Here is a 9,702-nt window from a genome sequence, read left to right as displayed (position 1 = left end):
CGTCGGCTAACCCTGCAAGTGCTCAACCAGATGATCCAGAAACGCGCGGATCTTCGATGCCTGGCGGCGCCCCGACGCATACAGCGCATGCACGTCCAGCGTCGGTAGTCCACACCCGGGTAGCACTAACAAGAGCGAGCCATCTTTCAGCGCCGAGAGAGCAAAGTGTTTGGGAAGAATCGCAATGCCAGCGCCCTGTATCGCTGCCATGACTAGCACCTCCGGGTTGGAGCGTAGAACGATGTTCGCGAGCTCGATGCGTTGCTTCTGCCCGTCAGCGTCGAATATTTCAAAGCGGCCCGTGATCGTTTCCGGCCGAAAATCCAGGAGCGCGTGGGCTGACAGCTCAGCAACCGTAGTCACCGGGCCGTGCTTTGCCATATAGGCCGGGGCGGCACACAGCATTACGCTTTCAGCACCTAGGCGTCTTGCCGCCAATTGCTCGCTTGCCGGTGCGCCGATGCGGATGGCAATGTCTGCCTCATCGGCCAGCATATCGACTTTACGGCCCGACAGCTCGAGCAGGATCGTTACGGCAGGATGCAAAGCCATGAACGATGCCAGCGCAGGTGCAATAAACACCCGTCCAAACGTATAGGGCGCCGTGATCCGCAATCTGCCTTGCAGCGAACTCTGGGTTTCAGTCAACTCGCCAACGGCTTCGTCGAGCGCGCGCAGAGGACCGCGGATCCTAGCGAGAAACTCGCGCCCTTCTTCAGTAAGCGCAAAGCGCCCGCCGCCGCGGTGCAGCAGCTGATGACCCAGTGTGGCCTCGAGCCGCTGGATTTGCCGGGTCACGGCGGTTTTGGAGAGTCGCATGACTTGCGCGACGGTCGCGAGACTGCCGGAGTCGATGGCTTTAGCAAAAACTTTCAGATCAGAAAGAAGAATTTCCGGGTTTGCCTTCGTTGGGCGCTTTACTGGCATGGCAAAGAACATTAATTGCGGTCAGGTACGAGCTCTGACCAGGGGGGCGGTGACGTCGTCAAGCACGCATGTGTCTTGATCTTTTTCTACGTGGCCAGGTAAGGATTTTTCCGAGATTTCAGCAACATGACGCAACCTTTCGATGGCAATTCGGATCATAGATCCTGCCCTTTCCCCTTTGGACAAAGACAGCTGGGTATTCGGGTCCATCGTGACCGCTCATTCCGGACTATCGTGACTGGGCATTCCGCTCGAACGTGGCCGGTCATTCCGGGCTCAACGTGACCGATTTGCAGGCAGTCCGGAATCCCCGATCACGATGCCGAAATCGTCGTTCACGGCAGCGGAACGCTGCCGTATGTCAGCGTGTTGGTGTTGCGCATTTCATCCACCCCAGGCGGGGTTAGCCTGCCCGGCTTTGCCGAAGGCAGGCGTGCCCGCACCAAGGATCAACATGCGCAAGATCAGAGACGTTCTGCGTCTCAAACTCGAAGCCCGTCTCTCCCATGAGCGGATCGCGGCCTTATTGGGCATGTGGTCGGTATCTCCAAGGGCGTCGTCGCGAAGTACGTCGGCCTGGCCGCCGTTGCCGGCCTGGACTGGGCCACCATCCAGACCCTGAGCGACACGGCGCTGGAACGCCGCGTCGTGCAAGGCCGGCTGGACCGGCGGAGCCATTACATGCTGCCCGACTACGGCCGCATCCATCAGGAACTGCGGCGCAAGGGCATCACCCTCATGCTGCTCTGGGAAGAGTACGTGGCCGCCCATGCCGGGCAGCCCACTTACCGCTACAGCCAGTTCTGCGAGTGGTATCGACGCTATGCATTGCGATTGAAGCGCTCGATGCGCCAGATCCATCGCGCCGGCGAGAAGCTCTTCGTCGACTACGCCGGTCCGACGGTCGAACTCACCGATGGTGCGCGGGCGCATATTTTTGTGGCCGCGCTCGGTGCCTCCAGCTACACCTTCGCCTGCGCAACGCCGCGCGAGACGATGGCCGACTGGCTGCATGGGTGCGCACGCGCCCTGAGCTTCATCGGCGGCGTGCCCCAGCTGATCGTGCCGGACAACCCGCGCGCGATGATCGCGAGCCCGAACCGATATGAACCCCGCGCCAACGAGACGGTGGAGGACTTCGCGCGTCACTACGGCACCTCGGTGCTGCCGGCGCGGCCTCGCCATCCGCAGGACTTAGGCCTTGGTCGAGTCGGCAGTTCAGGTGGTCGAGCGCTGGATCCTGACGCGCCTGCGTCATCAGCGCTTCGCTACGGTTTACGATGTCAACGAGGCGATCGAGCCCTTGCTCGAGTGGCTCAACAGCAAGCCGTTCCAGAAGCTGCCCGGCAGCCGTGCGAGCGCCTTCGCCGATCTGGATGCGCCCGCCTTGCAAGCACTGCCGCTGCAGCCTTGGGAGTGGGCGGCCTTAAAGAGCGTGCGTGTGCATATCGATCACCACATCGAGATCGACGGCCACCGCTACAGCGTCCCCCAGAACCTTGTGGGGTTGCTCCTGGAAGCGCGCATCACCGAGCACGCAGTCGAACTTCTGCACCGCGGTCAGCGCGTTGCAGCCTACCAATGACATCGGCTGCACCGCTGAACACCAACACCCGAACCACAAGGACGACCCCATGATGATGAACACGACTCTGGACCAACTGCGCAGCCTGAAGCTGCTGGGCATGGCAGCAGGACTGCAGGACCAGCTCACCAGTGCCGGCATGACCGCCATGAGCTTCGAGGAGCGCACCGCGTTGCTGGTCGAGCGCGAGGTCCACTGGCGCGGCGACAAGCGGCGTGAGCGGCTCTTGAAGGAAGCGCGGTTGAAGTACCCGCAGGCGGCCATCGAAGACATGGATGGCCGCGCTGGTCGCGGCGTCGATCGCAAGGCCGTCATGAGCCTGGCGCTGGGCGACTGGATCGATTCGGGTCACAGCGTGCTGATCACAGGACCTACCGGTGCGGGCAAGTCCTGGCTTGCCTGTGCGCTGGCGCAGTACGCCTGCCGGCGCGGTCGCTCCGCCTATTACCAGCGCATGCCTCGCCTGGGCGAGGAACTGCGCATCCGTCACGGCAATGGGACCTTCGGCAAGTGGCTGATGCAGTTGGCCAAGACCGATGTGCTGTTGCTCGACGACTGGGGCATGGCGGCACTGGACTTTCAGGCCCGGTCCGACCTACTGGAAATCATCGACGACCGGGTTGCCAACAAGGCCACCATCATCACCAGCCAGTTGCCGATTGAGCACTGGCATGCATGGGTCGGAGACGCCACCATCGCCGATGCGATCCTGGATCGCCTGATGCAGCAGAACCACCGCCTCACCCTGACGGGTGAGTCTCTGCGACAGAAGCCAAGAACCACTCAAAAGGAGAAGAACACAGACCCATCGTGACCGACACTTCTAGAATCTGAACGCGCAACTCAATACGCATGACGACCGGTCACGATCAAGCGGAATCGACGGTCACGTTCGCCGGAATACGCAGTCCGCTCGCGGGCTAGACGCAGACGCCCGTCACGAACAATCTCTGCTTGCCGGAGTTCCGCGGCTTCGCGCAGCCTCAAACCTTCGGCGTCGCTGTCGATCTGATCCTTGACCGCTGCGGGAACCAGCAGACGGATGCCGTCGTTCGGGAATGTGCTCGCGTGCAGACGAAAGCCGGGCAGAGCGGGCACTCTTGCCTCTTGGGAATGAGAACTGGATTAAGAATTCGACTTGGACACGAAAGGCTCCTGTGTGGAGGAGGCTTGGAACTAGCTCCTCAGGTGGGGAAGGGATGGCGAATGAAAGCTGGCGCTAGCATCGCGGTCCGCGTCCACGCAAGAGCTGCGGTAGTCGACCTCTTCAAAACGCCTTGCTTGTCGAAACCGGCGCATATCCGCACCCCACGCTTATTCAGGGGAGCTCTCGCGGCGAATCGAGATTGACAGGAATAGAAGGCGCAAGACATCGTACATACGTTAGCCCCGGTCTAACCAACGTCAAGGTGTCGACGACGACACGTCTCTCGCTTGACTCCAACATGGGCGAACCATTGGACATCGTTTCCTCTAACTTTGACAAATCCAACTGCCCATATCTGAACGTCGAGTACGTAAGTCATTAATTTTTCTGACCTGGAATGTCGCTGAATCTTGACGCTGCCCAGCAGCCACACCCAGTCGTCATCGGTGTCGCCGAATGCCATGGTGTACCGCCCGTCATCGGAATCCGCGTGCCTCCATTTTTCGATCGACGTCCGGCCCTGAACGTCGTACCTGTAAGCATTGATCTTCCACGCAGCGATCAGCAGGCAGATACCTCAAGCGACCCATTTGAGCCCATTCATAGCTTCACCGTGATGAGTCGATAGCCGATCAAGGCAAACTCGCGAGCCACTCCTACAACCAAGTGGACGGAAGGTACATTGGTCTGTCTTCATCGTATTGCGAGTAGTAGACGCGGTCGCCAAGCCATGCGGATTTGTAGGGCTCCTTGCTTTCGAACCATCTGTCGGCAAGCACTTCGCTCTCGCTTTTTTGCGGACCCGCACCCCAGACCCAATTGCCTGGACCGTTACCGTATGCCAAGGTATAGCGACCGTCCGGGAGATCTTCGTACTTCCATGTCTCAATGGACGCATGGCCGTCCATGCCAACTCTGTAGGCATTAAGGTTCCAAGCAAAGAGAATGGCGCAGATGACTGGTGCGATCCATTTGGGCTTCTTCAAAGCTTGAGCGTGATGGGTTGATTCGAACCATCAAGGCAACTTCGCCAGCCAATTGTCCAACCAGTTGGGCGGAAGATAGATCGGCCCCGTTGCGTCGTAGCGTGAGTAAGAGACATGATCGGTATCCCAGAAGACCCAGTTTGGCTCTGTGCTTTCAAACCATCTGTCAGCCAGCACTTCAGTTTCGCCGTTTCGGCGTAGCTGCACCCAAACCCAGTTCCCTGGGCCGTTACCGTACGCCAAGGTATAGCGACCGTCCGGGGAATCCTCGTACGTCCATTTTTGAACTGATGCGCGGCCTTCAACGCCCAGCCTGTAAGCATTGATATTCCACGCAGCTATCAGCAGGCAAATACCCAAAGCGACCCACTTGAGCCCTTTCATAGCTTCACCGTGATTAGTAGCAAAGACCGTCAAGGCAATCTCGCGAGCCACGTCTCCAACCAAACGGGCGGAAGGTAGATTGGTCCGTCTGCATCGTAGTGCGAGTAGTAGACGCGGTCGCCAAGCCATGCGGATTTGTACGGCTCCTTGCTTTCGAACCATCTGTCGGCAAGCACTTCGTCCCCGCCTTTTTTGCGGAGCCGCACCCAGACCCAGTAGCCCAGTCCATCGCCATATGCAAGCGTGTATTGCCCGTCCGGCGACTCTTCATATGTCCATTTTTTAATGGATGCACGGCCCTCGATCCCCAGCTTGTATGCGTTGACATTCCACCCGACGAGCAACAAACAAATGACTAAGAGAACCCATTTGAACTTCTTCATAGGTTGATCGTGATGGGTCGACGGAGGGTGACCCATATGCGATCCGAGTAGATGATGAAGTCGCCACCGCGGCCGTGCTTCTGCTGCCATGCGCGGAAGTCGCTATTGCGCACAGGGTAGAAAATGTTGTCGGCGCCCTTGCCGATCCTGACCGGTGCGTCTGACAACTGCGCGTTGACGGCCATAGCAGCAGCATGCAGGTGCTGAATGGCGACATGGCTCTTGTTCCAGTGCCCAAGGTACTGAGATACATTGCCCGGCGTGGTCGAGAAGGTGTAGTGATCTTTGACATAGATGGCTACGCGCGTGACGGTGGCGGTGCCGGCCTGCTGATTGAAGGTGGCCTCGGCGATCGTCGCGTAGAAGTTGAAAGCGCCCAGTGCACCGGTCAGGTCATCCGGCACGCCGTTGTTGGACATCTCTTCGTACATCTGAACCGCGATGCGCTCCGACCAACTTGCGTTCACATCGATCAGCTGAAACTGAAACTCCTCGTGGAAGCGCTGAAGATCGCCTTTGCATTCCAGCCAAGGTTGAATCGATTGGCGCGTTTTGTAAGGCGTCAATTTGTTCACCAAGATACCGCGCGCACGAGGGGTCTCGAGCATTAGCGACTCGGTCAATGTATCGAAGGCATTCTTCGCCCTCCGAAATCCGAGTACCCACGCCATCATGATGGTTGCGGTGTCGACCATATTCGGTGGGTACGGGAATCCGCTTTGGTTGATCTCGGCTCTCTCGTCGGCATCGCTCAGCGAGTAATTGAGCTGCCCGCTAAACCATCGCTCCATCAACGTCGCAGACATCGGCATGCCAAGCTTGCGCATGGCGCCCGGAATGTCCTGGATGTCGAAGGGCGGCACCACGGGCCGCTTCGGTGCGGGCGGCGTTGGCGCGACGGCGGGTGCCTTTGACGGCGCGGGCGGCGGGTTCTGGATGGCGTGAACTGCGCTGCCGATGGACGACGCCACCTTGGCGATCGCCAGCACCGTGTTGACGTAAGCGTCGCCAGCGACTTTCTTCGGGACTGTCTTGGTTGCCGGCTGCGGCGCTGCTGGTGTGACAGACGACTGTGAAGGCAGCGATGCCAGCGGCGGCGGCGCTCTGTCGAGCGACAGCGCGACGCCCTCGATCTCGCACCTTTGGCCCATGCACTTCGACCAGGTGCGCAAAAAGTTGGCCGATTGAAGAAACGGCTCTTCCTCGTCTTGAACGATCATGAGTTCTCCCTGAATTTTGTTTGCCGACACTATACGAGCGGCGTTGCAAAGGGGGTGGCTCAGTCGTGCCGGGGCCAAAGGCTGGTGGCAGGCGGAGCGTTTTCCGCCAAGCGCATTGCCTACAGCTAAATCTTCGGACTCGCCGCAGCCCGAGCCGCTTCGAGATACGACCTGGCGCGCTCGGCCAGCGCCGCCTCGCCCGGCGTGCTCGGTGTGAAGGCTTCGACAGGCGTCGGCCGCCCATGCGAATCGACCGATACGAACACCACCAGGCATTCAGTGGTCTTGGTCATCTCGCCGGTCTTCATGTCGCCGCTGCGCACTTCGACCGAGATGTTCATGCTGGTCGTGCCGGTGTAGGCGAGGCGGGCTTCGACCTCGACGAGGTCGCCGATCTTGACGGGGTGTTGAAAGCGGATGCTGCCGATGAAGACGGTCACGCAGTAGCGCTTGGCCCAACTGCTGGCACAGGCATAGCCGGCTTCGTCGATCCACTTCATGACGGTGCCGCCGTGCACCTTGCCGCCGAAGTTGACGGTGTTGGGTTCGGCAAGAAAACGCAGGGTTATGGAGGACATGGGGCCGCCTGTGGGGTGTGCGCCAAGGGCGATGGCGCTGGATAATCGTTGGCATTATTCCCGAGAGCGAACAAGCGCCGGTCTCTTCTTTTTTCTTCCTCAATATGCATTCAAAACAAAAACTCCTGCCGCGCTTTTCACGGCGCTTTCAGCTCGCGGCCATGGCCGTGGGTTTGTGCACGGTGGTGGTCGGCGCTTCGGCGCAGGGCACGCACACGTGGCCCACCAAGCCGATCCGCATCCTTGTTGGCTTCCCGGGAGGATCGACGCCCGACATGGCGGCACGCGCCATCGCCGAGCCGTTGGGCCGTGCACTCGGCCAGCCGGTGATCGTGGAGAACAAGCCGGGCGCGTCGGGCAACATCGCGACCGACCAGGTGGCCAAGGCGACCGACGATCACACGCTCGGCGTGGTCATCAACGGCAACCTCACGTCCGCCAAGATGTTGTATCCGCGCCTGCCGTACGACCCGGCCAAGGACTTCAGCTACATCAGCCTGCTGGCGACTGCACCGTTGGTGTTGATAGCGCCCATGTCGGCACCCGATGGCGCCGCCTTCTTCGATGCCGCTCGCAAGGCCGGCGACACCTGGAACTACGGCTCGGTCGGCACCGGCTCGGTCGGTCATCTGGGCATGGAACTGATGAAGGCGAAGATGCCCGGCCTGATGCCTCAGCACATTCCGTATCAGGGCAACCCGCAGGTCGTGACCGCCATGATGGGCGGGCAGATCCAGATGGCGCTGGTGCCACCGGGCATCGCGCAGCCGCAGGCCAAAGGCGGCAAGCTGAAGGTGATCGGCCTGACCACCAGTGGCCGCAGCGTGCTGATGCCGGAGGCGCCTTCGCTGGCCGATGCCGGCGTCAAGGACTTCCAGCTCGAGGTGTGGACCGCGCTCATCGGACCGGCCAGTCTGTCGAAGGCGGCGCAGGATCGATTGGCGCTCGAGATGCCGAAGATCATGCAGAACCCCGACGTTCGGCGGCTGCTCTTCAACCAGGGCTGGCAGGCGGTCGGCACCTCGGCCGAAGGCCTGAAGACGCGCATCAAGGAAGAGAGCGCGACCATGGCGAAGATCATCGCCGCGCGCGGCATCAAGATCGAATGACCGGCGCATGACGGCACGCACTACCACGCTGGACGAACCCGGCCGCGCGCTTCCAGTCTTCGGTGAGTACGACGTCGTTGTCATCGGTGGCGGGCCCGCTGGGCTGGCCGCTGCGGTGAGTGCGGCAACGCACGGGGCGCTCACCTTGCTGGTCGAGCGTTACGGCTTTCTCGGTGGCATGGGTACGGCGGGCGGCGTCACCAATTTCGCCGGGCTCTACGGCCGCAAGGACGGCGAGATGCAGCAACTGGTGCATGGCGTGGTCGACGACCTGATGCAACGCATCGATGCGCTCGGCGGACTCAACAAGCCGCAGGACGGCATGCAGGGCCGCATCCGCGTGCGCTCGTACGACGTGTCGGCATACAAGTGCGCGGCCGACCAGATGCTGCTGTCGGCCGGTGTCGACGTGCTGTTTCATGCGTGGGCCGCTGCGGTCATTAAGGACGATGCGCGCATCGAGGCGCTCGTTGTCGAAACCAAGTCGGGCCGGCAAGCCATTCGCGCCAACATGTTCGTCGACTGCTCCGGCGATGCCGACGTGGCGGCCTTTGCCGGCGTGCCGTTCGAGGTCGGCGACGGTCATGGCAACAGCCTGTTCCCGACGACGATGTTCCGCATCGGCCACGTCGAGTCGGAGCGCGCGCTGGCGGCCATCGGCGAGTTCAAGGCCATCAACGATTTGATGGAAGCAGCGCTGCGCGACGAGCCCGGTCGCTACAAGTTTCCGCGCGAGGGTGCCATCGTGCGGCCGCAGATCAACCCGACCGAATGGCGCGCCAACGTCACCCAAATTCGCAACGAAATAGGCCGCGCGATGAGTGGTGTCGATGCGCGCGAGCTGAGCGCGGGCGAAACCGAAGGCCGGCGCCAGATCGTCGAATATTTTCGCTTCATGCGCGAGAAAGTGCCGGGCTTCGAACACTCGCAGATCGTCGACATCGCGCCGCAGGTCGGCATTCGCGAGACGCGGCGCATCGGCGGCGACTACGCGCTGAGTGGAGAAGACATCCTCTCGTCCGCGCGCTTCGACGACGTGATCGGGCTCAACGCCTGGCCGATGGAACTGCACGGCGACGGTCGCATCGACTGGGGCTTTCCGCGCGATGCCGGCAACGCCAACAACGACTTGCCGTGGCGCATGCTGGTGCCGCAGAAGGTGGATAACTTATTGGTCGCGGGACGTTGCGCATCGATGACGCACGAGGGGCAATCGGCCGCGCGTGCCAGCGGCGGTTGCTTCGTGATGGGGCAGGCTGCAGGGACTTCAGCGGCGAGCGTTGGCAAGGGTCGCGGCACGGTACGCGATGTCGATGTGGCCGCGCTGCAAAAGCAGCTGCGAGCCGACGGCGCGATGTGGGGGTGACTCGGATCAAGTCGGCC

10 protein-coding genes and 1 pseudogene are annotated in these 9,702 nt (G+C 61.1%); 4 read left to right on the top strand and 7 right to left on the bottom strand.

Features of this window, described 5'->3' with window-relative positions:
• Positions 1-6: 6 nt before the first annotated feature.
• Complete coding sequence (locus QN397_RS14915) at positions 7-939, bottom strand: LysR family transcriptional regulator (RefSeq protein ID WP_323501286.1); 933 nt, start codon at positions 937-939, stop codon at positions 7-9.
• Between the two features lie 442 nt (positions 940-1,381).
• Here QN397_RS14915 and istA point away from each other — a divergent pair.
• Positions 1,382-2,506: pseudogene (gene istA / locus QN397_RS14910) on the top strand (IS21 family transposase); the annotation flags it as partial.
• Positions 2,507-2,561: 55 nt separating this feature from the next.
• Entirely contained in the window at positions 2,562-3,326 is a 765-nt protein-coding gene (gene istB, locus QN397_RS14905) for an IS21-like element helper ATPase IstB (protein WP_323501285.1), read from the top strand.
• Between the two features lie 29 nt (positions 3,327-3,355).
• Here the strand turns inward: istB and QN397_RS14900 are convergent, their stop codons facing one another.
• The 6 genes from QN397_RS14900 to QN397_RS14875 form a co-directional block, all read right to left on the bottom strand.
• Entirely contained in the window at positions 3,356-3,610 is a 255-nt protein-coding gene (locus QN397_RS14900) for a hypothetical protein (protein ID WP_323501284.1), read from the bottom strand.
• Between the two features lie 705 nt (positions 3,611-4,315).
• Positions 4,316-4,645: a hypothetical protein gene (locus tag QN397_RS14895; RefSeq protein WP_323501283.1), complete on the bottom strand. Its 330-nt coding sequence runs from the start codon at positions 4,643-4,645 to the stop codon at positions 4,316-4,318.
• Between the two features lie 30 nt (positions 4,646-4,675).
• Positions 4,676-5,029 (bottom strand): hypothetical protein, encoded by a 354-nt coding sequence (locus tag QN397_RS14890; RefSeq protein ID WP_323501282.1) that lies wholly within the window; start codon positions 5,027-5,029, stop codon positions 4,676-4,678.
• A gap of 29 nt (positions 5,030-5,058) precedes the next feature.
• Positions 5,059-5,412, bottom strand: a complete 354-nt coding sequence (locus QN397_RS14885; protein ID WP_323501281.1) for a hypothetical protein — start codon at positions 5,410-5,412, stop codon at positions 5,059-5,061.
• The gene (locus QN397_RS14880) at positions 5,409-6,632 is read right to left on the bottom strand and encodes a DUF6402 family protein (RefSeq protein WP_323501280.1); all 1,224 of its coding nucleotides are present in this window, start codon (positions 6,630-6,632) and stop codon (positions 5,409-5,411) included. Before QN397_RS14880 ends, QN397_RS14885 begins: the two co-directional genes overlap by 4 nt.
• Positions 6,633-6,757: 125 nt before the next feature.
• The gene (locus tag QN397_RS14875) at positions 6,758-7,210 is read right to left on the bottom strand and encodes an acyl-CoA thioesterase (RefSeq protein WP_323501279.1); all 453 of its coding nucleotides are present in this window, start codon (positions 7,208-7,210) and stop codon (positions 6,758-6,760) included.
• Between the two features lie 161 nt (positions 7,211-7,371).
• Between QN397_RS14875 and QN397_RS14870 the strand changes: the two genes are divergently transcribed.
• The gene (locus QN397_RS14870; protein WP_323501278.1) at positions 7,372-8,319 is read left to right on the top strand and encodes a tripartite tricarboxylate transporter substrate binding protein; all 948 of its coding nucleotides are present in this window, start codon (positions 7,372-7,374) and stop codon (positions 8,317-8,319) included.
• Positions 8,320-8,326: 7 nt separating this feature from the next.
• On the top strand, positions 8,327-9,685 hold the full coding sequence (locus QN397_RS14865; protein ID WP_323501277.1) for an FAD-dependent oxidoreductase: 1,359 nt from the start codon (positions 8,327-8,329) through the stop codon (positions 9,683-9,685).
• Positions 9,686-9,702: the final 17 nt, after the last annotated feature.

This window comes from Variovorax sp. RTB1 (assembly GCF_035018765.1).
Classification (GTDB): Bacteria; Pseudomonadota; Gammaproteobacteria; order Burkholderiales; family Burkholderiaceae_C; genus Variovorax.
The sequence above is the reverse complement of the archived record's forward strand: the minus strand, read 5'-3'. Positions and strand labels throughout refer to the sequence as shown.

Bases quoted from the DNA above. Each gene is read 5' to 3' on its own strand.
- QN397_RS14915 (WP_323501286.1), bottom strand. From the start codon at position 939: ATGTTCTTTGCCATGCCAGTAAAGCGCCCAACGAAGGCAAACCCGGAA.
- istB (WP_323501285.1), top strand. From the start codon at position 2,562: ATGATGATGAACACGACTCTGGACCAACTGCGCAGCCTGAAGCTGCTG.
- QN397_RS14890 (WP_323501282.1), bottom strand. From the start codon at position 5,029: ATGAAAGGGCTCAAGTGGGTCGCTTTGGGTATTTGCCTGCTGATAGCT.
- QN397_RS14885 (WP_323501281.1), bottom strand. From the start codon at position 5,412: ATGAAGAAGTTCAAATGGGTTCTCTTAGTCATTTGTTTGTTGCTCGTC.
- QN397_RS14880 (WP_323501280.1), bottom strand. From the start codon at position 6,632: ATGATCGTTCAAGACGAGGAAGAGCCGTTTCTTCAATCGGCCAACTTT.
- QN397_RS14875 (WP_323501279.1), bottom strand. From the start codon at position 7,210: ATGTCCTCCATAACCCTGCGTTTTCTTGCCGAACCCAACACCGTCAAC.
- QN397_RS14870 (WP_323501278.1), top strand. From the start codon at position 7,372: ATGGCCGTGGGTTTGTGCACGGTGGTGGTCGGCGCTTCGGCGCAGGGC.
- QN397_RS14865 (WP_323501277.1), top strand. From the start codon at position 8,327: ATGACGGCACGCACTACCACGCTGGACGAACCCGGCCGCGCGCTTCCA.